The 21,105-nt window shown below is 66.8% G+C and carries 19 protein-coding genes and 1 pseudogene; 11 read left to right on the top strand and 9 right to left on the bottom strand.

The window, feature by feature from the left end; translation table 11 throughout:
* Positions 1-7: 7 nt before the first annotated feature.
* From nudC to H3Z74_RS23015, 3 genes are read right to left on the bottom strand one after another with little or no spacing between them, the layout of a single operon-like run.
* On the bottom strand, positions 8-871 hold the full coding sequence (gene nudC / locus H3Z74_RS23025; protein WP_187761787.1) for an NAD(+) diphosphatase: 864 nt from the start codon (positions 869-871) through the stop codon (positions 8-10).
* Entirely contained in the window at positions 868-2,229 is a 1,362-nt protein-coding gene (locus H3Z74_RS23020) for a serine hydrolase domain-containing protein (protein ID WP_187761786.1), read from the bottom strand. Before H3Z74_RS23020 ends, nudC begins: the two co-directional genes overlap by 4 nt.
* A complete protein-coding gene (locus H3Z74_RS23015) occupies positions 2,226-3,233 on the bottom strand; it encodes an A/G-specific adenine glycosylase (protein WP_187764500.1) in 1,008 nt (335 codons plus the stop codon). Before H3Z74_RS23015 ends, H3Z74_RS23020 begins: the two co-directional genes overlap by 4 nt.
* A 77-nt stretch (positions 3,234-3,310) precedes the next feature.
* Between H3Z74_RS23015 and H3Z74_RS23010 the strand changes: the two genes are divergently transcribed.
* The 4 genes and pseudogenes from H3Z74_RS23010 to H3Z74_RS22995 all read left to right on the top strand — a co-directional run bounded on the left by H3Z74_RS23010 (position 3,311) and on the right by H3Z74_RS22995 (position 8,820).
* A complete protein-coding gene (locus H3Z74_RS23010; RefSeq protein ID WP_187761785.1) occupies positions 3,311-3,877 on the top strand; it encodes a DUF721 domain-containing protein in 567 nt (188 codons plus the stop codon).
* Between the two features lie 8 nt (positions 3,878-3,885).
* Positions 3,886-4,566 carry a DsbA family protein gene (locus tag H3Z74_RS23005; RefSeq protein ID WP_187761784.1) on the top strand — a complete coding sequence of 227 codons (681 nt, stop codon included), beginning with the start codon at positions 3,886-3,888 and terminating at the stop codon, positions 4,564-4,566.
* Between the two features lie 51 nt (positions 4,567-4,617).
* Entirely contained in the window at positions 4,618-5,358 is a 741-nt protein-coding gene (locus H3Z74_RS23000; RefSeq protein ID WP_187761783.1) for a thioredoxin domain-containing protein, read from the top strand.
* 59 nt (positions 5,359-5,417) lie between these two features.
* Positions 5,418-8,820: pseudogene (locus H3Z74_RS22995) on the top strand (chromosome segregation SMC family protein).
* Here H3Z74_RS22995 and H3Z74_RS22990 read toward each other — a convergent pair.
* The 5 genes from H3Z74_RS22990 to H3Z74_RS22970 form a co-directional block, all read right to left on the bottom strand.
* Positions 8,765-10,015, bottom strand: a complete 1,251-nt coding sequence (locus H3Z74_RS22990) for a hypothetical protein (protein ID WP_187761782.1) — start codon at positions 10,013-10,015, stop codon at positions 8,765-8,767. The pseudogene H3Z74_RS22995 and the gene H3Z74_RS22990 overlap by 56 nt on opposite strands.
* Positions 10,016-10,087: 72 nt before the next feature.
* Complete coding sequence (locus H3Z74_RS22985; RefSeq protein ID WP_187761781.1) at positions 10,088-10,984, bottom strand: hypothetical protein; 897 nt, start codon at positions 10,982-10,984, stop codon at positions 10,088-10,090.
* Between the two features lie 80 nt (positions 10,985-11,064).
* Entirely contained in the window at positions 11,065-11,478 is a 414-nt protein-coding gene (locus tag H3Z74_RS22980; RefSeq protein ID WP_187761780.1) for a hypothetical protein, read from the bottom strand.
* 25 nt (positions 11,479-11,503) lie between these two features.
* Positions 11,504-12,409 carry a sigma-70 family RNA polymerase sigma factor gene (locus H3Z74_RS22975; protein ID WP_187761779.1) on the bottom strand — a complete coding sequence of 302 codons (906 nt, stop codon included), beginning with the start codon at positions 12,407-12,409 and terminating at the stop codon, positions 11,504-11,506.
* A complete protein-coding gene (locus H3Z74_RS22970; RefSeq protein ID WP_187761778.1) occupies positions 12,387-12,851 on the bottom strand; it encodes a carboxymuconolactone decarboxylase family protein in 465 nt (154 codons plus the stop codon). The genes H3Z74_RS22975 and H3Z74_RS22970 overlap by 23 nt, the downstream gene beginning before the upstream one ends.
* A gap of 103 nt (positions 12,852-12,954) precedes the next feature.
* On the opposite strand from H3Z74_RS22970, the gene H3Z74_RS22965 reads away from it, so the two are divergent.
* Positions 12,955-14,370: an RNB domain-containing ribonuclease gene (locus tag H3Z74_RS22965; protein ID WP_229726754.1), complete on the top strand. Its 1,416-nt coding sequence runs from the start codon at positions 12,955-12,957 to the stop codon at positions 14,368-14,370.
* Between the two features lie 60 nt (positions 14,371-14,430).
* Here H3Z74_RS22965 and H3Z74_RS24915 read toward each other — a convergent pair whose 3' ends face one another.
* Entirely contained in the window at positions 14,431-14,553 is a 123-nt protein-coding gene (locus H3Z74_RS24915) for a hypothetical protein (protein WP_412034843.1), read from the bottom strand.
* Between the two features lie 139 nt (positions 14,554-14,692).
* On the opposite strand from H3Z74_RS24915, the gene H3Z74_RS22955 reads away from it, so the two are divergent.
* The 6 genes from H3Z74_RS22955 to H3Z74_RS22930 all read left to right on the top strand — a co-directional run bounded on the left by H3Z74_RS22955 (position 14,693) and on the right by H3Z74_RS22930 (position 21,019).
* Positions 14,693-15,940: a putative DNA modification/repair radical SAM protein gene (locus tag H3Z74_RS22955; RefSeq protein WP_187761777.1), complete on the top strand. Its 1,248-nt coding sequence runs from the start codon at positions 14,693-14,695 to the stop codon at positions 15,938-15,940.
* Between the two features lie 200 nt (positions 15,941-16,140).
* Complete coding sequence (locus H3Z74_RS22950) at positions 16,141-17,334, top strand: parallel beta-helix domain-containing protein (RefSeq protein WP_187761776.1); 1,194 nt, start codon at positions 16,141-16,143, stop codon at positions 17,332-17,334.
* Positions 17,331-18,401 carry an SO2930 family diheme c-type cytochrome gene (locus H3Z74_RS22945; RefSeq protein ID WP_229726753.1) on the top strand — a complete coding sequence of 357 codons (1,071 nt, stop codon included), beginning with the start codon at positions 17,331-17,333 and terminating at the stop codon, positions 18,399-18,401. Before H3Z74_RS22950 ends, H3Z74_RS22945 begins: the two co-directional genes overlap by 4 nt.
* Before the next feature lie 48 nt (positions 18,402-18,449).
* Positions 18,450-18,935, top strand: coding sequence for a hemerythrin domain-containing protein (locus H3Z74_RS22940; RefSeq protein WP_187761775.1), 486 nt, complete (start codon positions 18,450-18,452; stop codon positions 18,933-18,935).
* Positions 18,936-18,950: 15 nt separating this feature from the next.
* Positions 18,951-20,345 carry a UdgX family uracil-DNA binding protein gene (locus H3Z74_RS22935; RefSeq protein WP_187761774.1) on the top strand — a complete coding sequence of 465 codons (1,395 nt, stop codon included), beginning with the start codon at positions 18,951-18,953 and terminating at the stop codon, positions 20,343-20,345.
* A 41-nt stretch (positions 20,346-20,386) separates the two neighbouring features.
* Positions 20,387-21,019: a DedA family protein gene (locus H3Z74_RS22930; RefSeq protein ID WP_187761773.1), complete on the top strand. Its 633-nt coding sequence runs from the start codon at positions 20,387-20,389 to the stop codon at positions 21,017-21,019.
* Positions 21,020-21,105 lie beyond the last annotated feature (86 nt).

The raw sequence follows: 21,105 nt of genomic DNA, 5'->3' as shown, positions 1-21,105 counted from the left end.
GGTAGGATCAGCCCTTCGCCCAAGCTTCCAGCAAAGTATGCGCAATCGCATAAGGTGGCGGCGCCAGGAACGAGCCCTCACCGCCCGCGAGCACGCGCTGCACTTCCTCGCGCGGGACCCAGATCGCGTCCTCCAACTCATTGGTGTCGAGCGTGATCCTGTCGTCCTCCGCCATGCCGACACAGGCCATCATCAGCGATGACGGGAACGGCCAGGGCTGGCTGGCGATGTAGCGCACATTGGACACGCGTACGCCCGCTTCCTCCATGATCTCGCGCGCGACCGCTTCCTCGATCGATTCGCCGGGTTCGAGGAACCCCGCCAGCGCCGAATAGCGCCCGGCGGGCCAAGCCGGCTGGCGCCCGAGCAGTGCACGGCCGTCATGCTCGGCGATCATGATCACCACCGGATCGACGCGCGGAAAATGCTCGGCATGGCAATTGGGGCAGCTGCGTCCCCAACCGGCGCGAAACATCACCGTCTGTGTCCCGCAATTGGCGCAGAATTGATGGCGCGAATGCCAGTCGAGCACGCTGCGCGCGGCGGCATAGGTCGCAGCCTCGCCCGGTGCGAACCGGTCGAGCAGCCCGAACAGGCGCATCGACCGTCCGGCCGGCGCGCGCATGCCAGGCGTGAAGGCAGCGAAGTGCGGTTTGTCGCCGTCCAGCCCGAGCAGCACCAGTTCGGCATCGTCCGGCGCATCGGCCAGGCTGGTCCAGCCGAGCTGACCGGCTTCATCGAGCTCGGGCTCGAAATTCTCGAGCTTGAGCAGCTTCGCGCGCCAGTCGCCCGCCGCTGCCGCAAACGCTTCCGAATCGTGGCGAATGCGGTCGGCGCGGTCGAGCGTGCCGCCGGTAAATCCTGGTATCACTGGTGCTTATGCTCCAGATCGGCCTTGAAGGCGCCGAGCACTTCGGTGCGCAGCGGCCATTTCTCGCCGGGGAAATAATTGACCATCACGGTTCCGCGCGTCTTGTGCGCCGGATCGACGAAAGCGACCGTACCGGCCGCCCCGCCCCAGCCATAACTGCCCTTGGCCGGCCCGTTCGGCATATCGTCGATCGCCACCGACCCGCCGGCGCCGAAGCCCATCGGCTGGGGCGTGCCGCCGGTGGAAGCGGCGACGCCCGTGAAGAAGACCCCCGCCGGCATCAGGTTCGACATGCCGAGCCTGGCGGTCTCCGGCTTCATCACCCGCGCCCCGTCGAGCTCACCGTAATTCTGCAGCATGTGCAGGAAGCGGTCATAGTCGCGCGCCGACATGACCAGCCCGGCCCCGCCATAAGGGAAGCTCGGCGGCTTGAGCCAGACTGAGGTCGCGGCGGGATCGAAGGGCAGGCGATTGGTGCCCATGATGACATACATGCTCGCAAAGCGCCCGACCTCGCTCTGCGGCACGGTCCAGTAGCTCGAAGTCATCTTGAGCGGGCCGAAGATCCGCTTCTGCACGAACGCATCGAAGCTCATGCCGCTGGCGACTTCGATCACCCGGCCCATCACGTCGAGGCCGATCGAATAGCTCCATTTGGTACCCGGATCGGCGATCAACGGCACGCTCGCAGCGCGGTTGGCGAATTCCTCAAGCGTCGCAGGCCGAATCGGGCGCGATTTGGCCTCGAGTTGTGCGTTGACCTGTGCCGGGTCGATCCCGAGCCGGTTATACTCGGCCAGCAACGGCCCCTTGGTGATGATGTTGTAGCCCAAGCCGGCTGTGTGAGTCAGCAGATGGCGAATCGTGATCGGGCGCGCCGCCGGGCGACTGTCGAGACTGTCGGGGCCGATCAGTACCTTCATGGTCTTGAACGCCGGGATGAAGTCCGACACCGGCTGGTCGAGCGACATCTTGCCATCCTCGATCAGCAGCATCGCCGCCATGCCGGTGATCGGTTTGGTCATCGAAAAAACCCGCCACAGGCTGTCGGGCCCCGCCTTGGCGGCCGTCGCATCGTCAGCGACCTTGCCCGCGCTGAGGAAGATCGTCGGGTGGTTGCCATAACCGAACGCACCGACGATGCCGGGCATCTTGTTGTCGACAACATAGCCGTCGAGCAGCGCCTGAGTGGTGGGCAGCGCCGACGGGACGGCGCGCAGTGCGGGTGCGGAGGTTTGGGCCCGAGGTTGGGCCCGAGGTTGGGATTGAGCCTGAGGTGCTCCCTCACTGGCAAACACCGCGCCCGCGGCGAGCAAAGCCAGAGCGCCCGCCGAAACCATGTACCGCACAGCCTTCATGTCGCTCTCCTGACCTCGGCCGCTGCTTTGGCGAAGACCGTCGGCAGACCTGCCGACTCGATATCCCCCACCGGCCACCATTCGCCAGCGTTCGAATGCTCCCGCACGCGCGCCACCGCAAGGGAGAGTTGGAGCCGAAAATGCGTGAAGACATGGACGACGCTCGTGTCGAGCATGCGCCAGCCGGCGGTGAGCGGCGGATCGGCAAGGCCGGGAGGCGATTCCGACCACGGGCCGGTGGGCAGTGCGCGCATCCCGCCAAGCAGGCCGCGCGGCGGACGGCGCACCAGCAGCACCTTGCCATCCCGTTCCGCCCAGAAGATCGTGCCGAAGCGCTCCGGCCTGGCAGTCCGGGCCGGCTTGACCGGATAGGCATCGGGCTGGCCGTGCGCGAACGCCGCGCATCGATCGCTGAGCGGACACACCAGGCATTTCGGGTTGCGCGGCGTGCAGATCGACGATCCCAGGTCCATCATCGCCTGGGCGAAATCCCCTGCCCGCGTCTCGGGCGTGATCGAATCAGTGGCGGCGCGGATCGCGGCGCGGGCGCCCGGCAGCGGCTCATCGATTGCGAACAGACGCGACACAACGCGCTCGACATTGCCGTCCACGACCACGGCGCGTTCGCCAAAGGCGATGCTGGCGATGGCGGCGGCGGTATAGGCGCCAATGCCAGGCAGAGCGCGCAATTCATCTTCATTCCCGGGGAAGGCGCCGCCATGCCGCTCGACCACGGTGCGTGCGCACGCGACCAGATTGCGCGCGCGCGCATAATAGCCAAGCCCGGCCCAGGCGGTCATCAGTTCGGCTTCATCGGCGGCGGCGAGACTCGCGAAATCGGGCCAGCGCGCGGTGAAATGCTCGAATTTCGGCCGCACCGTCGCGACATTGGTCTGCTGCAGCATGATCTCCGACAGCCAGACGCGATACGGATCGGCAAAAGGTGCCCCCGGTGGTGCGCGCCAGGGCAGGTCGCGGGCATGGACATCATACCAGGCAAGCAACGGTGCCGAAACGAGCGGCGCCGAAAAGAGCTGGGGGCGGATGGATCGGGGCTTTGCGGGCACCGCATCGCTATGGCATGAGAGACGCAATGAGCAAACGTGGCGTTCCTGCCCCCGATACCCAATCACCGAGTCCAGCGGCACGTGGCGGTCGCGCGCGCGCGGTGTCCGAGCTGTTGCCGGACGCCGGCCGTGCCGCGTTTCGTCGCTTCGGCTTCGTGCAGAGCGCAGTGGTGAGCCGCTGGGCCGAGATCGTCGGCGCGCGCTATGCCGGGGTGTCCGCGCCCGAATCGATCCGCTTTCCACAAGGAAAAAGATCCGAAGGCACGCTCAACCTGGTGGTACGCGGCGCGCATGGCACGATGATGCAGCATATCGCGCCCGAGATCATCGAACGGGTCAATCGCTTCTTCGGCTATGCCGCGGTCGCGCGAGTGCAGATGCGCCAGGGCGATGTCCCCGCGCCACGCCCGCGCGCGGCGCCGCCATCGCTGAAACCGATCCCGGTCGAGCTTGGCGCAAGCCTGCGCACCATCGCCGATCCGGAATTGAAAGCGGTGCTCGAAGCATTGGCGGCAGGCGTCGCCGCGACCAGGGGACCGCCGATCGTGGCAAGCCCAGTCAAGGGGAGTGGAGACGAGTGATTCGCTGGATGATCGCCTTATTTCTGGCCCCGCTGCTGATCGGCGCGGCCCCCGCCCCGCGCGACTGGTCCAAAACCGTGACTCAGACGAGCAGCGGCGCGTTCGTCGTCGGCAATCCCAAGGCGAAGGTGAAGCTGATCGAATATCTCAGCTATACCTGCCCGCACTGCGGGCATTTCTCCGCCCAATCGGCAGGCGTTCTCAAGGGCAAATATGTCCGTTCGGGCTCGACCAGCGTCGAGCTGCGCCACGCAATCCGCGACAAGCTCGATATGGCCGCGACGATCATCGCGCGCTGCACTGGCCCTGCGGGCTTTTTCGCGGCGACCGATGCGATGTTCGCGAGCCAGGAGGACTGGCTGGTGCGCGGAATGCAATTCGATCGCGTCAATGCCGGGCGGATGGGGCTCTATCCGGAAAATGCCCGGCTGCGCGCGCTGGCCGACGGGGCCGGGCTGACCGATATCGGCCGCGCCAGAGGATTGAGCGACGCGGCGCTCGATGCCTGTTTTGCGAATGAGGCGGACACGCTCAAGGTCGTGGTAATGGCCGACGCGGCCTGGACCGCGATTCGTGCCGCCGCGCCGAACGATGGCGGCACCCCGAGCTTCGTCGTCAACGGCAAGCCCTATCCGCACGCCGACTGGGCTGCGCTGGACAAGGTTCTGCAGGCGGCGGGTGCGCGCTGATCCGTTACCGTGATACTGTTGTTTCGTGATTTTCCCTGGAGTGTGCCGACCATGAAGTTCCGTCTCGCAATCGCCGTCCTGCCCTTGATCGCTCTCGCCGGTTGCGGCGGTGGAGACAGCGCCGGCAACAGCAATGCGCCCGCCAAGCCGGTTGCCGCCGTCCCGGCGCCCGCCGGGCAGAACTGGGCCGAGACATCGGCTCAGACACCTGAGGGCGGGTATCGCCTGGGCAATCCCAACGCGCCGATCAAGCTGGTCGAATATGGCTCGCGCACCTGCCCGACCTGCGGCCAGTTCGGCCGTGAGGGCATGGAGCCGCTGATCAAGAATTATGTGTCGACCGGCAAGGTCAGCTATGAATTCCGCGATTTCCTGGTCCATGGCGCACCCGATCTCGCCGCCGCCCTGCTCGGCACCTGCGGCGGCGCACAGCCCTTCTTCCCGCTGCTCGAGCAGATGTATCAGAATCAAAGCGATTATCTCGACAAGCTGCAGAAGATTTCGCCCGAAGCGCAGGCGAAGTTCGCGAGCATGAAACCCAATGAAGTGGCGACGGCGCTCGCCGAGCAGATGGGCCTGATCGATTTCGTCAAGCAGCGCGGCATCCCCGAGGCCAAGGCGCGCGCTTGCCTCAACGACCAGGCCAAGCTGGAAGCGGCGGCCAAGCTGAGCGACGACGCCGCGGGATCGGGCACCGTCACCGGCACGCCGACCTTCCTGATCAACGACAAGAAGGTCGACGCAGTGAGCTGGTCCCAGCTCGAGCCGGCGCTGAAGGGCGCGGGCGGCTGATCCCGCCCGATCTTCAGCAGGGGCATCAACGGGGCATCAACAGGGGGGCGGTGTCGTAAGTGCAGATCAAGCGGCTCAGGCTGTCTGGATTCAAGAGCTTCGTCGATGCCGCCGACCTGCGCATCGAGCCCGGGCTGACGGGGATCGTCGGCCCGAACGGCTGCGGCAAATCCAATTTGCTCGAGGCGCTGCGCTGGACGATGGGCGAAACCTCCGCCCGATCGCTGCGCGGTGCGGGCATGGAGGATGTGATCTTCGCCGGTACCGCCACGCGCCCGGCGCGTGAGTTCGCCGAAGTTTCGCTGCTGATCGAGGATGCCGGGTCCGAGGAAACCGAGGTGGTGCGCCGGATCGAACGCGGCGCCGGTTCCGCCTATCGCATCGACGGGCGCGACGTTCGCGCCAAGGACGTTGCCCTGCTGTTCGCCGATGCCGCGACCGGCGCGCATTCGCCCGCCTTGGTCAGCCAGGGCCGGATCAGCGCGGTGATCTCCGCCAAGCCGGCCGAACGCCGCGCGATGCTGGAGGAGGCGGCCGGGATCGCCGGCCTGCATGTCCGTCGCAAGGACGCCGAACAGAAGCTCCGCGCGACCGAGGCCAATCTCACCCGGCTCGACGAAGTGATCGCCGACCAGGACGCCCGCGCCGCGGCATTGAAGCGCCAGGCACGCCAGGCCGAACGCTATCGCGCACTCTCCGACCAGATCCGCACCGCCGAAGCGCGGATGATCTTCGCGCGCTGGCGCGACGCGGCAGCGGCGGCGGATGCCGCCAAGGCGGAAGCGGCGCTGGCCGAGACGCACGTCGCCGAGGCGTCCGAGAAACAGCGCGCCGCCGCCGCCTATCAGGCCGAGGCGACCGCTCGACTGGCCACCGCCCGCGCCGCCGCACTCGCCACGCGCGACCGCGCGAGCGAGACAGGGCATAAACTCTCCAGCTTGCGCACCGAGCGTGCGACGGTCGACCGGCGGCTGGCTGAACTGGCGGAGAACCGGACCCGGCTGATCGAGGACCGCGCGCGCGAAGGCGCGCTCGCCAATGACGCGGCCGAGGCGCTGGCGCGACTCGCCGAGGAAGCCAGGACTCTGGACGCGCGCATCGCCGAGGCGACGACGCGCATGCCCGAACTGGACACGATACTCGCCACGGCCGAACGCGCCGCGCGCGACGCCGAGGTCGCACTGGCCCAGGCGCTCGCGGCGCAAGCCAGTGAAGCGGCGGAAGCGCGCGTGGCCGAAGCGGCGCTGGCGGCTGCGCGTGCCCGGACCGAGCGCAGCGAGCGCGACCTGTCGCGTGTCACGGCGGAAGCCGCCGCACTTGGTGATGCGGCGCCGCTGCAGGCCGAGCGAACCCGCGCCGCCGAGGCGCGCGCGCAAGCGCTGCGCCATGCCGAATCCGCCCGCACCGCACTTGCCCGCGCCGATGCCGGCGAACGCTCGGCGATCGACCAGCGCGACCGCGCGCAATCGGCGCGCGCCGCGGCGCATGCCGAGCTCTCCGCGCTGGACAGCGAAGCCGCGGCACTCGCCAAGGCGACGCGCGCGAGCGGACGCGAGCGGCTGCTCGATCAGGTGCGTGCCGATCCGGGCTATGAGCGCGCGCTCGCGGCAGCATTGGGCGACGATCTGGAAACCGGGCTCGACCCGGCGGCAGAGCGCTTCTGGGCCGGAGCTGACGTCTTGCCGGGCGATCCGTCGCCACCATCTGGCACCGTTGCCTTGGGCAAGCACATTGCCGCCCCACCGGCGATCGCGCGACGGCTGGCGCAGATCCTGGTCGCCGACAGCGACGATGGCCAACCGCTTGCCGTCGGGCAAAGGCTGGTGACGATCGCCGGCGTGCTGCGCCGCTGGGATGGCTATGTCGCGAAGTCGGGCGGCGCCGCGGCGGCCGAACGGCTCGAACGCATGAACCGGCTGCGCGCAATCGAGGCGGCACGCCCCGCAGTGGTCCGCGCAGTCGATTCGGCCGAAACCGAACTGAATCGCATCGACGCAGCGATCGCCGAGGCGCGGCGCGCGGCGGCGGATGCGCGCCGCGTGCTCGAGGGTGCGGAAACCAGCGCACGCGATGCCGGCCGCGCCGAGGACAAGGCGGCGGTCGCGCTCGAACGGATCGAGACGCAGCGCGCCGATCTGGATTCGCGTCGGCAACGCATTGCGGCGGAACTGTCCGAGGCACAGGCCGAGCTCGACCGCGCGACGCGCGACAAGGCGGCGCCTGCCCGACGGCAGCGCGACCCGCGAGCGAGTCGTGGCCTTGTCCGCCGAGGCCGAAAGCCGACGCACCGCCGTGGCGACCGCCCGCGCCGACCGCGCGGGGCTGGAGCGGACGATCGCGCAGGACCGCGACCGGCTGGCAAGCGGTACCGGCGAGGCCAAGGGCTGGCGCGCCCGGGCCGGTGAGGCGGCCCGCCGCATCGGCGACATGGACAAGCGCGACGCCGAACTGGCCACCGAAGCCGAAACGCTGGCCGACCGCCCCGCAGCGCTCGACCGCGAGATCGCCGCACTGGATGCAGCCCACGGCACCGCGCGGGCCGAAGCGGAAGCGGCCCAGACCGTGGAACGCGAGGCCGAAGGCACGCTGCGCGAAACCGACACCGTCGCGCGCATGGCAGGCGAGGCTTTATCCGAAGCGCGCGAAGCCCGGGCCGGCGCGGCGGCGCGCGCGGAGAATCAGGAGTTGCGCCGGATCGAGATGGGCCGCTTGTCCGGCGAGCGTTTCGAATGCCCCGCGCCGGTGTTGCCGGAGCGGGTCGGCTTTCAGGTCGACACGGTGCGCAGCCCGGCGGACGAATCGAGCATGCACGAACGTCTCACGCTGGAGCGCGAGCGGATCGGCCCGGTCAATCTCGTCGCCGAAAGCGAACTGGCCGAGCTTGAGGCGGCGAGCATCGGCAACAGCGCCGAGCGCGACGAACTCGGCCAGGCGGTCAACCGGCTGCGCGGCTCGATCGGCACGCTGAACCGCGAGGGCCGGCAGCGCCTGCTCGCGGCGTTCGAAGCGGTCGACGGCCATTTCCGCCGCCTCTTCACCACCTTGTTCAATGGCGGCAGCGCGCATCTCGAACTGATCGATTCGGACGATCCGCTTGAAGCGGGACTTGAGATCATGGCGCAGCCGCCGGGCAAGAAGCTGCAGTCGCTGACCCTGCTCTCGGGCGGCGAGCAGGCGCTGACCGCGGTCGCGCTGATCTTCGGCCTGTTCCTGACCAATCCGGCACCGATCTGCGTGCTCGACGAAGTCGACGCGCCGCTCGACGACGCCAATATCGAGCGTTTCTGCGACCTGCTCGACGCGATGACCCGCGAAACCGCGACCCGCTATCTGATCGTCACCCATAATGCCGTGACGATGAGCCGCATGCACCGGCTGTTCGGCGTGACGATGATCGAACAGGGCGTCAGCCGGCTGGTCTCGGTCGATCTGGGCGGGGCGGAGAGCCTGCTCGCGGCATAGGGCTCTGCTCGACCCAATCCGGCGCGGGCTGGCGCAAGCTCGCGGCGATGATCCACAGCATCGCCGCGCCGCGAATCGCCGCGGCCAGCGCAATCTGGCCCTGCGTCGCGGCGGGCAGATGCCCCTCCATTCCGGCGAACAACCAGAATTCGGCGAAATAGGCGAGCACATCGCCGAACGCGAACCAGGCAACCGGCCAGAGCCGGTAGCTGGTCAGGATCAGCATCGGATAGAGCCACAGGTCGAATTGCGGCGAATAGACCTTGTTGGTCAGCAGGAACCAGGCAAGCACCGGGGTGAACAACAGCCAGGGCCGATGGCCGTGCCGTCGCCAGCCCAACGCGACGATCACCGTCGCGCCGATCAGGAACAGGCCGCCCGACACCAGGTTGCGCTGTGCGATCGGGGACATCCAGACCCCGAACACCGCCAGCAATTCCCAGATCGACGCGGCGGTGCCCGACCGGTCGCCGGAGAAGCGGTAGAATTCGGACCAGTTCTGATACGCGCCGAGCGCCAGCGGCAGATTGACCGCGCCCCAATAGGCGATGGCGATCCCCACCAGCAGCGCCGCGGCGGCAAGACGCCGGGTCACGCCGCGGCGCTCAGCGGGGAACAGCGCGCCCAAGCCGAGCAGCGGCAACAGCAACACCGGAAACAGCTTGGCGGCGGTGCCCAATGCGGCCAGCGCGGTGGCATTGGCCCCGCCCCCGCGCCGCGCCGCAAGCAGCGCCGCGACGGCGAAGGCGACGGCCAGCATATCCCAGTTATGCCCGAGATAGAGGATCAGCGGCGGCGCCGCCGCCCACCAGTAGAGCCGCTGGCGATCGACCCCGGCCCGCTCCATCATTGCCAGCACGAGAAAGGCGAGCAACGCATTAACCGCAGCCACGACACCAAGGAAATGCGCCGCGGTCGCCACCGGGCCGAAGATCGTCCGCGTCACCAGACCTTCGATCCAGATCAGCCCGCCGGTCAGCACGGGATATTCCATCCGCGCCTCGACATAGGGCAATTGCCCCGCCGCGACGCCGCGCAGACCCCAGAACGGCACCGCGTCGCTGTAGCAGCCAGTGGTGTACTGGATCGAATCGGTCCAATAAGCCCCGCAATGCCCCTTGAACGCCCAGCCGGCGAGGCAGGTCAGGCCCAGCAGCACATAGGGCCACCACCGCGTTCGATCCGTCCCGCTCATGCTCGCTCCCGATGCTTTGGGGCGGGTGTATCGTCCCCCACCGGCGAAGAACAGCCAGTCCCCGGCGTCACTTCAGAAGGCAATGCCGGGTCGCAGCACGACCTGGAAAAATGCCAGCATTGCCATCGCCGCGATCAATAGAAGCAATGGGCTGAGCTGGCCGGTCGGCGCCTCCGGCGGCCGCGGCGCGCTGCGCCAGGCGCCGGCCTGGATGAATCCCATGCCGATGATCGCCACCGCAACCGGGACCAGCGCCACCTGGTCGATTGAGCCCGGCAGGCGGAACGGGATGACGATCAGGGTCCCCAGCACCGCCGGCACAGTCCCCACCCGGAAGATCGTGCCGGTGCGTGACGCATCGGGTGCGAGGCTGAGCAAGGGGCGAGTCAGCGCAAACGCCAGTGCGATGATCGCCGCCATCGCAAGCAGCGCCGCAGCCCAGCGCAGCGGCGCGTCGAGGCCAAGATAATCCATCGCCATGCCGACATCGTTCTGCGGCAGGATCGCGCCGACCACGACCTGCGGAACCGACTGGAACAAGCCGGCAAAGGCGACCCAGATCAGCGCTGTGCGCGCGGTCATGCCCTTCGGCACATGCGCGGCGCGCAGCACGGCCAGCGCCGCCAGTCCGACCAGCAGGATGGCCAGTGCGCCGGTGCCCTGAAACAATCGCGCCAGCGGATTGTCGCCAGTCCAGTCGTGATTGTTGTGATAGAGGATCGGATGGAGCCCGGGAGTGAGCGCCTTGGGAATGACGAGAAACAGTTCCTGGATCAGGAACAGCACTTCAAAGGCGAGCGCATAGAGCAACGCCGACCCGATCGTCAGCCGCCAGTCCCATGACCGCGCCGCCGAGCCGCTTCCGCGGACCTTCCCGCGTCGGAGCCAGCCCATCAGGCCGAGTATCAGCGGCCCCAACAGGACAAGGACCGCGAACAGGATCGCGATCGGGCCGGCATCCACTCTCATATCTTCCCCGCTTCGATACGACGGACAAGCCTTACCGCCGTCGCGAGGCCCCGTCTAACAAAGCGGGTATGGCCGTTGAATCATGCGCCGGCCAGCATCCGCCGCCGGCGGTCGCCATAGCTCCACGCGGTCAGCCCGATCCCGATCAGCGCCGGCAAGGTGACGGCGGCGAAATCGCGCGGAAAAGCGGACAGCGCGCAGATGCCCACTGCAATTTCCCACAGATGGAACAGGGCATGGCCGCTGAACCAGATCGTCGCCACCGCCCAGAGCAGCAATCGCAGCTCCGCCCGCACCGCGCCGACCACATAGGCCGCGCCGGTCATGACGAAGATCATGCCGATATCGCGAATGAAATGCTGGTTGAATGCGCCGGTCGAGGTCACGCCGGGCACCGCGAAATACCAGTCCAGCGGCGATGCCAGCATGAATATGCCATTGGCCGCCATGGCCAGGCCGAGGATCGTCGCGACGATGATGCAGGTCCGTGTCATGTCATTTTCCTTTGCGATCTCGCGATCAATGCGGCTGTCCGGCCGGTGCTTCGACGGCCAGGGCCAGTTCGACATGTTTCAGCTTGTCGGGGTTGCGCATGATATAGATGCCGGTGATGCGCCCATCCTCGATCTCCAGCGCGGTGGTCTGCAGGACTTCCCCGCGTTCGGAACTGACATAGCCGGGCAAGCCGTCGATCCACACCGGGCGGATCATCACCATCCCATGCTCGCCGAACTTGCGATGCAGGCCGGCGAACAGCCGCAGCATGCGGTCGACCCCGACGATCGGGTTGCGGAACGACAACACTCGGCCGCCGCCATCGGCCTGCAGCACGACATTGTCGGCCAGCAATGTCTTCAGCATTTGGGTATCGCCGCTGCGCGACGCCGCGAAAAAGGCCTCGGCAATCCGGTCCGCTTCTTCCTGTTCGACCGGAAAGCGCGGCCGTGCGTCATGGACATGCTTGCGCGCCCGGACCGCCAGCTGCCGCACCGCGCCTGCATCGCGGTCGAGCGTCGCCGCGACTTCGTTCAGCGCCACGCCGAACACATCGTGGAGCAGGAACGCCGCCCGCTCCAGCGGCGACAGGCGTTCGAGCGCCATCATCAAGGTCATGGTGAGGTCATCGGCCGGCTCTTCCCCGGCGGTATCGAGCAATGGCTCGGGCAGCCATTCGCCGATATAGGTTTCGCGCCGCACGCGGGCCGATTTGATCACGTCGAGGCACAGCCGCGTGACGATGCGCGACAGGAAGGCAGCGGGCGTTTCCACCGCGACATCGGCGCGTTGCCAGCGCAGCCACGCATCCTGCACCACATCCTCCGCTTCGCTGAACGAGCCGAGCATGCGGTAGGCGAGGCGCAGCAGCCGCGGCCGCTGCGCCTCGAAAATGCGGGTCGACTCCTCAGGCTGCAGCACGCGCCGCATCCACCGGATGAACGGCGCGCAGGCCGATCTGCAGCCGGTTCCACAGGTTGATCGACCCGATCAGCAAGGTGAGCTGGACTTGCTCCTCCTCGCTGAACTGCGCGCTGACCAGCGCATAATCGGCATCCGGCGCGCCGGTATCGGCGACATGAGTCAGTGCCTCGGTCCAGGCCAGCGCGGCGCGTTCGCGATCATTGTAGAGCGGCGATTCGCGCCACGCGTTGAGCATGTAGAGCCGCATCTCGGTCTCGCCATGCGCCCGCGCATCGGTCGCGTGCATATGGATGCAATAGGCGCAGCCATTGATCTGCGACGCGCGCATCTTCACCAGTTCCAGCAAGCTGTGCTCCAGCCCGCTGGCCGCGATGCTCGCTTCCACCGCCATCATTGCCTTGAGGCCGTCGGGAATGAACTTGAACGGGTTCTTGATACGCGGGGCCATCTGCCTTCTCCTCGGTGCCCTATGCACCTTCCCCGTCAAGACGAGCTAGCGCGGGTCGAGTGTGACATGGCCGCGAAATTTTTTGGCTTTTTTTCTTCGGAACATGCCCATCGGCGGTGTAGCACGGTCAATGATGAAGGCGCTCGCCGATCCCGACAATGCTCTCGCCCATGGCCTGGCGACGATCCGCGACCAGTTTCAGGTGCCGGACGCCTTCCCCGCTCCTGTCCTGGCCGCCGCTGAAATCGCCGCGGCCCGCGCGCCTGCCCAGCATGTCGATCGCACCGACCGGCGCTTCGTCACGCTCGACCCTGCCGCCTCGACCGATCTCGACCAGGCCTTTGCAATCGAGCCGAGTGGCGCCGACCTGCTGCTCCACTACGCGATCGCCGATGTCGCCTGGTTCGTCGACGACGGCGACGCGCTCGACACCGAGGCGTGGCAGCGCGGTACGACGCGTTATCTGCCCGACGGCAAGGCCGGACTTTATCCACCGATACTCGCGGAAGGCGCCGCCAGCCTGCTCCCCACCGGCCCGCGCCCGGCGGTGATCTTCACCGTGCGCGTCGCCCCCGACGGCGGCGTCCGCCTCGACGGCGCCGAGCGCGCAATCATCCGCAGTGCGGCCAAGCTCGCCTATGACAGCGTGCGCGACAGCGACCTGCCGGCCGGCTTTGCCGAGCTGGCGGGGCGTATCCAGGCGGCCGAGGACCGGCGCGGCGCAGCGCGGGTCGACCCACCCGAACAGGAAGTCGCCGCGCTCGGCGACGGCACCTATCAACTCGCCTTTCGCCCGCTGCTCGAATCGGAGAATCGCAACGCCGCCATGTCGCTGGCGACCAACATGGCGATCGCCGACGCGCTGCAGGCGCATCATACCGGGCTGTTCCGGGTCATGGCCGAACCCGATGCGCGCGCAGTCAAGCGGCTGCGCCATACCGCCAGTGCGTTCGGCCTGACCTGGCCCGACGCCATGCCGCTCACCGAGTATGAGCGCACGCTCGATGCGATCGATCCGCGCCAGGCGGCCTTCATGCTGGCGATTCGCCGCGCCGGCATGGGGGCGTCCTATGTCCCGTACCGCGACGGCGTGGTGCCCTGGCATGCGGCGATGGCTGCGACCTATGCCCATGCCACAGCCCCGCTGCGCCGGCTTGCCGACCGCTATGTGGTGCGCGCCACGCTGGCGATCGCGAATGGCCAGACGGTGCCGGATGTCGTGACCGAGGCATTCACGCGCCTGCCCCAGGTGATGGCCCGCGCCGATGCGTTGAGCGGGCGGATCGACCGTGCCGTGATCGACCTGGCCGAGGCCGTCATGCTGCACGGCCAGGAAGGGCAGGTCTTCCCGGCGGTGGTCACCGACGTGACCGATCACGGCGCGCGCATGCAGCTGCGCGACCTGCCCGTGGTCGCCAATGTCAGCGCGCATAATGTGACACCGGGCGACGCGCTGCGCGTCCGGCTGACGGCGGCCGACCGGGAACAGCGCACGCTTTCGTTCGAGCGGATCAACTAAAAGCGACATCGGCTCGGGTCGGATCTTCGCACGGATAAGGTTGGATCAACTCAACTCAGCTCAATTCAAAACCCTCCAAGCGGGGTGCGGCGTGCGCGGCCAGCCGTTCGCCCCGGCGAACTCCGGGTAAGCGGCGCGCCAGCGAAAGATGGTGGTGCGTGAGACGCCAAACGCTGCGGCCAGCTCGCGATCGGTGGTTGCGCGCAGAATCGGCTGAAGCCTTGCCCGACTGAAGTCGCGAGCTTTGCTCCAAACATGCGACCAGAAAATTCTAGAACTTTCAGCCCTTTACGACGCGTCGATCGGAACATATAAAGAACATATGGCCCAGCTCGATATTCAGCAAAAGCTCGAAATCCTCGCCGATGCGGCCAAATATGATGCGTCCTGCGCTTCGTCGGGTACGGTCAAGCGCAGTTCGCGCGACGGCAAGGGGTTGGGGTCGACCGATGGCGGAATGGGCATCTGCCATGCCTATGCTCCCGACGGACGCTGCATCAGCCTGCTCAAGATCCTGCTGACCAACAGCTGTATCTTCGACTGCCATTATTGCATCAATCGCAAGAGCAGCAATGTGCGCCGCGCACGCTTCACCGCCGACGAAGTGGTGCAGCTCACCCTCGCTTTCTACCGGCGCAATTATATCGAAGGGCTGTTCCTTTCCTCGGGCATCATCCGCTCCTCCAACTATACCATGGAGCAGATCGTCGAGGTCGCGCGGAGCTTGCGCGAAGACCATCATTTCCGTGGCTATATCCATTTGAAGACCATCCCCGACGCCGATCCCGAGCTGGTGCATCAGGCGGGACTCCATGCCGACCGCGTGTCGATCAATGTCGAGCTGCCGACCGCGAGCGGGCTCAGACGGCTTGCGCCGGAGAAATCCGAGAGCCGGATCGAAGGCGCGATGACCGAGATGAAGTCGGCGATCATCGATACCGCTGACGCGACCCGAAAATACCGCTCCGCGCCGACATTCGCACCGGCCGGGCAATCGACCCAGATGATCGTCGGCGCGGACGCCGCGACCGACGGCGATATCGTGCGCAAGGCGTCGACTCTCTACGATCGCTTCGGACTCAGGCGGGTCTATTATTCCGCCTTCTCGCCGATCCCCGATGCCAGCGCGATCCTGCCGCTGCAGCGCCCGCCGCTGATGCGCGAACACCGGCTCTATCAGTCGGACTGGCTGATGCGTTTCTATGGCTATGGCGCGAATGAAGTCGTCGCGGCGGCCGATGCCGAAACCGGCATGCTGCCGCTCGACATCGATCCAAAGCTTGCCTGGGCGCTGAAGTTCCGCGGCGCCTTTCCGGTCGATGTGAACAAGGGGCCGCGCGAAATGCTGCTGCGCGTTCCCGGGCTCGGGACCAAGGCAGTCGATGCGATCCTTGCCGCGCGGCGCTGGCGGCGGTTGCGGCTTGAGGATGTCGCCCGGCTGACCGTATCGGTGGTGAAGGTGCGGCCCTTTCTGATCGCGGAGGGCTGGCGGCCCGGCGCATTGACCGACCTGGCGGGGCTGAAGACCATTCTTACGCCCAAGCCGAAACAAATGGAGCTTTTCATCTGATCATGGCCGGAAAACAGTGATCGGTGCCGCACTTCGCCGAAATAGTTATTGACCATAAAGTAGTTATCGCTAGATTTTTTCCAATGCCGGAACATGTCGGCACGGATGCGGAATCGGCAAAGCCAAAGGCCCCGGTTCGGTCTGAAAATGATCGTCATAGACGCGGGGCGAACCCGCGCATGACATTAGAGGAGCTGTACATGAAACCTATCCTGCCATTTGCGGCGCTCGCGATCATCGCGTCGCCCGCCCTGGCCAAGACCATCACCGTCGCACCCGGACCCGATGCGCAATCGCGGCTGCAAGGCGCGCTGATCGAAGCGGCGCCCGGCGACGTGATCGAGATCGGTGCGGGGCGCTTCGACCTGACCGACGGCCTGTCGCTTGATGTCAACAAGGTCATTGTGCGCGGCGCCGGGCCGGACAAGACGGTGCTGAGCTTCAAGGGGCAATTGGGTGCGGGCGAAGGCCTGCTCGTGACCTCCGACGATGTCGTGCTGCGCGGCTTCGCGGTCGAGGATTCGAAGGGCGACGGGATCAAGACCAAGGGCGCCGACCGCATCGTCTACAAGAATGTCCGCGTCGAATGGACCGGCGGGCCGAAGGAAACCAACGGCGCCTATGGCATCTATCCGGTCGAGAGCAGCGACGTGCTGATCGATTCGGTCATTGTGAAGGGCGCGTCCGATGCGGGCATCTATGTCGGCCAGTCGAAGCGGATCATCGTGCGCAATTCGCGCGCCGAGGGCAATGTCGCCGGGATCGAGATCGAGAACAGCCGCAACGCCGATGTCTATGGCAACACCGCGACGCACAATACCGGCGGCATCCTGGTATTCGACCTGCCCAATCTGCCGGTGATGGGCGGCGGCGACATCCGCGTGTTCAAGAATATGGTGGTCGACAACGACACGCCCAATTTCGCGCCCAAGGGCAATATCGTCGCCACGGTGCCGACCGGCACCGGCGTGCTGGTGATGGCCAACGACAATGTCCATGTCTTCGACAATGACCTGTCGGGCAACGGCACCGCGAACGTGATGATCATCAGCTACCCCAAGGCCTTTACCGACAAGCGCTACAACCCGCTGCCGCGCGGCATCGCGGTCGGCGGTAATCGCCACGGCAAGGCCGGCTTCGCTCCGCAATTGCCGGGCGGCGCTCAACTTGCCGCGGCGTTCGGCGGGTCGCTGCCGCCGATCCTGTGGGACGGCTCCGGCGACAAGGCCGGGCTGGCCGTGACCGACAAGGTCACAGTGCTTGGCCTGGGCCTTGCGCTCGCCGCACCGCCGGAGACGGCCAAGCCGGCGCCGGTCGATCTGTCCACGGGCACAGCGATGCCGCAACCCGCCAGGGTCGTGTTGCCCGAGGCGATGGAGGCCGCTGCCCGGTGAACCTCGCCCGACGCCTTGCCATAATCGTCTCCGCCGCCGCCGCGCTCGTCATTCTGGGCGCGGCGATGGAGGACGCGCGCGGCGTGAACGACGCGGCGATCACCGGTGAAGGATATCCGGCGACCCTGTCGGAATTCCATCTCTTTACCGACATGGCGACGCGCGCGCCGGCGGCGCGCGTAACGCCCTATACGCTCAATACTCCACTCTTCTCCGACTATGCCGAGAAGCAGCGCTATCTCTATGTCCCGGGCGGCAAGGCCGCCGCCTATGACCCGGACAAGGTCATCGACCTGCCGGTCGGCTCGGCGCTGGTGAAGACGTTCGGCTATCAGCAGGCGGGCAGGTTCAAGGCGCTCGAGACGCGGCTGCTGCTCCACCGTGCGAGCGGCTGGGTGGCGATCCCCTATGTGTGGAATGCGGACGGTACCGATGCAGTGCTGAAGCGCGCCGGCACGCGCATCCCGGTGACCTTCACCGATCCGTCGGGCACCATTCGCACGATCAGCTATTCGGTACCCAACCAAAATCAGTGCAAGGATTGCCACGCGCTGTCGGGCGCGGTCACCCCGATCGGCCCGAAGATCCGCAATCTTAATGACGGCAAGCAGCTTCAGGCCTTGCTCAAGGCCGGGATGCTCGACCGCTTGCCTACGGATGCGCCGCGCCTCGCACGCTGGGACGATGCGGCCGCCCCGCTCGCCGACCGCGCGCGCGCCTATCTCGAAACCAATTGCGCGCATTGCCACAACCCCAATGGCGCGGCATCCAATTCGGGCCTTTATCTCGACTGGCACCAGGCCGATCTGAATGCGCGCGGCATCCTCAAGCACCCGGTAGCGGCGGGACGTGGCAGCGGCAGCAACGAGTTCGACATCGACCCGGGCCATCCCGAACGCTCGATCCTGATCTTCCGCATGGAGAGCGCCGACCCCGGCATCGCCATGCCGGAGCTGGGCCGCGCCACCGTCCATGCCGAGGCGATCGACCTGCTCACACGCTGGATCGCGGAAATGCCACCCGCCGGCACGCCGGCGGATATCGGGGTGAAAGCGACTCGCAACTGAAACAAGCATCGCCGCGATCGGTTCTTCTGCCAACCACAGGAGAGTTTCATGGCCGACGCCCGTATCTTCGCCGATCTCAAGGCCGATCACGACCGCCACCGCACGCTGCTCGCGCAGATCAGCGAAACCTCCGGCGCGAGCGAGGAGCGCGAGACTCTGTTCGAGGCGTTCCGCGTCGAAGTCTCGGCGCATGCCGCCGCCGAAGAGGAGTCGCTCTATGCGACCATGCTGGGCAACCCGGAGCTGCGCGACGACGCCCGCCACTCGGTCTCCGAGCATAAGGAGATCGACGATTATCTCGGCGAGCTGGCCGAGATCGACATGGCCACCGGCGCATGGCTGACCAAGTTCAAGGAAATGCGCCACCGCTATGAGCATCATATCGACGAGGAAGAGGAAGAAATGTTCCCCGCCGCCGCGGAGGAGCTCAGCAGTGCGGAGGAAGCACGGCTCGCCAAAGTGTTCGAGACGCGCAAGCCGAAGGAGCTGGCCCGCGCCGAAGCCTCGCCGCCGGGTAGCGACGAGCGCGACTGACATTCTGGCACGACATTGAGGACTGCGATCCTCGCCGCGCCGGATGATTTCGAAGGCTGGCGCGACGTCGCACGCGCGTTGGCCGCGGAAGCCGTGGCGCCTGAGCAAGTCCTCTGGCAAATCGGCGAGGGGGGCAGCGATCTCTTCGCCGGAGCGGCAGCGTCAACGACCTCGTCTGCGCCTGCCGGCTTCTCCGTCCCGCGCGCCTTTATCGACCTGGCACGCGATGTGGTGCTGCACCGCGATCCCGAGCGGTTCGCCTTGCTCTACACCCTGCTCATCCGGCTCCGCTCCCGGCCCGGCCTGATCGAGGACCGCGCCGATCCGCTGATCCGCCGGCTCGATCCTCTCGCCGGGCAGGTGCGGCGCGACATCCACAAGATGCGCGCCTTTCTGCGCTTCCGGGACGTCCCCGACGATGCGGGTCCGCGTTTCGTCGCCTGGTTCGAACCCGAGCATCATATCGTCCGCGCCAATGCCGCCTTCTTCATCGAACGCTTCGCATCGATGCGCTGGTCGATCCTGACGCCGGACCTGTCGATTCACTGGGACGGCGAGACGCTGAGCGAGGGTCCGGGTGCACAAAAGGGCGATGCGCCGGACGGCGATCCGGTCGAGGATGTGTGGAAGACCTATTATGCCTCGATCTTCAATCCGGCGCGCGTGAAGATTGGCGCGATGTTGAAGGAAATGCCGAAGAAATATTGGAAAAACATGCCCGAAACCGCGTTGGTGCCCGGCCTGATCGCAGCGGCGCAAGCGCGGGAGAGTGGCATGATCGAGACGGCGCGCGCCAGTGTCGGCGGCAATATCCCGGTCGCATGGGAGGCACTGCGCGACGAGGCGGCTGGCTGTACGCGCTGCCCCTTGTATCGGGACGCGACGCAGACCGTGTTCGGCGAAGGGCCGGTCGATGCAGCGCTGATGTTCGTCGGCGAGCAGCCCGGCGACCAGGAGGATCTGGCCGGCAAGCCCTTTGTCGGCCCGGCGGGCCAGATGTTCAATCGCGCGCTGGCCGAGGCCGGGATCGACCGCGCGAGCGTCTATGTCACCAACGCGGTCAAGCATTTCAAATTCGAGCAGCGCGGCAAAAGGCGCATCCATTCCAAACCCGGCGCGGGCGAGATCGAGGCGTGCCGCTGGTGGATCGATCAGGAACGCATGCTGGTGAAGCCTCGCGTGACGGTCGCGCTGGGCGCGACGGCAGCGCGCTCGCTGTTCGGCAAGACCATGGCCATCGGCCGCGAGCGGGGACGGGCGCTCGCCCTGCCCGGCGACGGCGGCGAGGCGTGGATCACGGTTCACCCAAGCTATTTGCTGCGCCTGCCCGACGAGGCGGAAAAGGAGGAGGAGTTTGCCCGGTTTGTCGAGGATCTGCGCAGGGTGGGCGAACGGGTCGCCCGGAAATAAGGGCTTCCCTTCGCCGCCAACCTCCCCCATCGCATCTGCCCATGATCGAGCACATCCTGGGCATCCTCGCCACGTTCACTATCTGGGTCATCTCCAGCGGCGGCTATCTCGGCATCGCGCTGTTGATGGCGATCGAATCGGCCTGCATTCCCTTGCCGTCCGAGATCATCATGCCGTTCGCCGGCTATCTCGTCTCGACCGGACATTTCAACCTGTATTTGGCGGCGACCGCCGGGGCGATCGGCTGCAATATCGGGTCGATTCCGGCCTATGAACTGGGCAAGCGCGGCGGGCGTCCGGCGATCGAGCGCTGGGGCCGCTATGTCCTGATCGGCCCGGGCGAGCTTGACGCCGCCGACCGATTCTTCGCGCGCTTCGGCAATTCGGCGGTGCTGATCGGCCGGTTGCTGCCGGTGATCCGCTCGTTCATCGCCTTTCCGGCCGGTGTCGCCAGGATGAAGCTGCTGCCATTCCATGTGTACACCTTTGTCGGCTCCTGGCCGTGGTGCTTCGGGCTCGCCTGGCTCGGCATGGTGCTGGGCGAGAAATGGAACAGCGACCCGCGGCTCAAGGCCGCGTTCCACAGCGCCGATGCACTGATCGGCGTGGTGCTGGTGGCCGGGGCGGGCTTCTATATCTGGCACCGGGTACGCGGCATGAAGCGCAAGCCCTAGAATCGTTTTCAGCAAGACGGCACCAGCCCGCTCCCCCGCCCGGCCACCCATTCAGTATATTCTGTGGGTGGCTGAGCGGGGGAGCG

Origin of the sequence: Sphingomonas alpina, from assembly GCF_014490665.1 — a bacterium.
Taxonomy (GTDB): domain Bacteria; phylum Pseudomonadota; class Alphaproteobacteria; order Sphingomonadales; family Sphingomonadaceae; genus Sphingomonas; species Sphingomonas alpina.
The sequence above is the reverse complement of the archived record's forward strand: the minus strand, read 5'-3'. Positions and strand labels throughout refer to the sequence as shown.

Excerpts from the sequence above, each read along its gene's own strand:
- H3Z74_RS23020 (WP_187761786.1), bottom strand. The coding sequence starts at position 2,229 with ATGAAGGCTGTGCGGTACATGGTTTCGGCGGGCGCTCTGGCTTTGCTC.
- H3Z74_RS23010 (WP_187761785.1), top strand. The coding sequence starts at position 3,311 with ATGAGAGACGCAATGAGCAAACGTGGCGTTCCTGCCCCCGATACCCAA.
- H3Z74_RS23005 (WP_187761784.1), top strand. The coding sequence starts at position 3,886 with ATGATCGCCTTATTTCTGGCCCCGCTGCTGATCGGCGCGGCCCCCGCC.
- H3Z74_RS23000 (WP_187761783.1), top strand. The coding sequence starts at position 4,618 with ATGAAGTTCCGTCTCGCAATCGCCGTCCTGCCCTTGATCGCTCTCGCC.
- H3Z74_RS22990 (WP_187761782.1), bottom strand. The coding sequence starts at position 10,015 with ATGAGCGGGACGGATCGAACGCGGTGGTGGCCCTATGTGCTGCTGGGC.
- H3Z74_RS22985 (WP_187761781.1), bottom strand. The coding sequence starts at position 10,984 with ATGAGAGTGGATGCCGGCCCGATCGCGATCCTGTTCGCGGTCCTTGTC.
- H3Z74_RS22980 (WP_187761780.1), bottom strand. The coding sequence starts at position 11,478 with ATGACACGGACCTGCATCATCGTCGCGACGATCCTCGGCCTGGCCATG.
- H3Z74_RS22975 (WP_187761779.1), bottom strand. The coding sequence starts at position 12,409 with ATGCGGCGCGTGCTGCAGCCTGAGGAGTCGACCCGCATTTTCGAGGCG.
- H3Z74_RS22970 (WP_187761778.1), bottom strand. The coding sequence starts at position 12,851 with ATGGCCCCGCGTATCAAGAACCCGTTCAAGTTCATTCCCGACGGCCTC.
- H3Z74_RS22965 (WP_229726754.1), top strand. The coding sequence starts at position 12,955 with ATGCCCATCGGCGGTGTAGCACGGTCAATGATGAAGGCGCTCGCCGAT.
- H3Z74_RS22955 (WP_187761777.1), top strand. The coding sequence starts at position 14,693 with ATGGCCCAGCTCGATATTCAGCAAAAGCTCGAAATCCTCGCCGATGCG.
- H3Z74_RS22950 (WP_187761776.1), top strand. The coding sequence starts at position 16,141 with ATGAAACCTATCCTGCCATTTGCGGCGCTCGCGATCATCGCGTCGCCC.
- H3Z74_RS22940 (WP_187761775.1), top strand. The coding sequence starts at position 18,450 with ATGGCCGACGCCCGTATCTTCGCCGATCTCAAGGCCGATCACGACCGC.
- H3Z74_RS22930 (WP_187761773.1), top strand. The coding sequence starts at position 20,387 with ATGATCGAGCACATCCTGGGCATCCTCGCCACGTTCACTATCTGGGTC.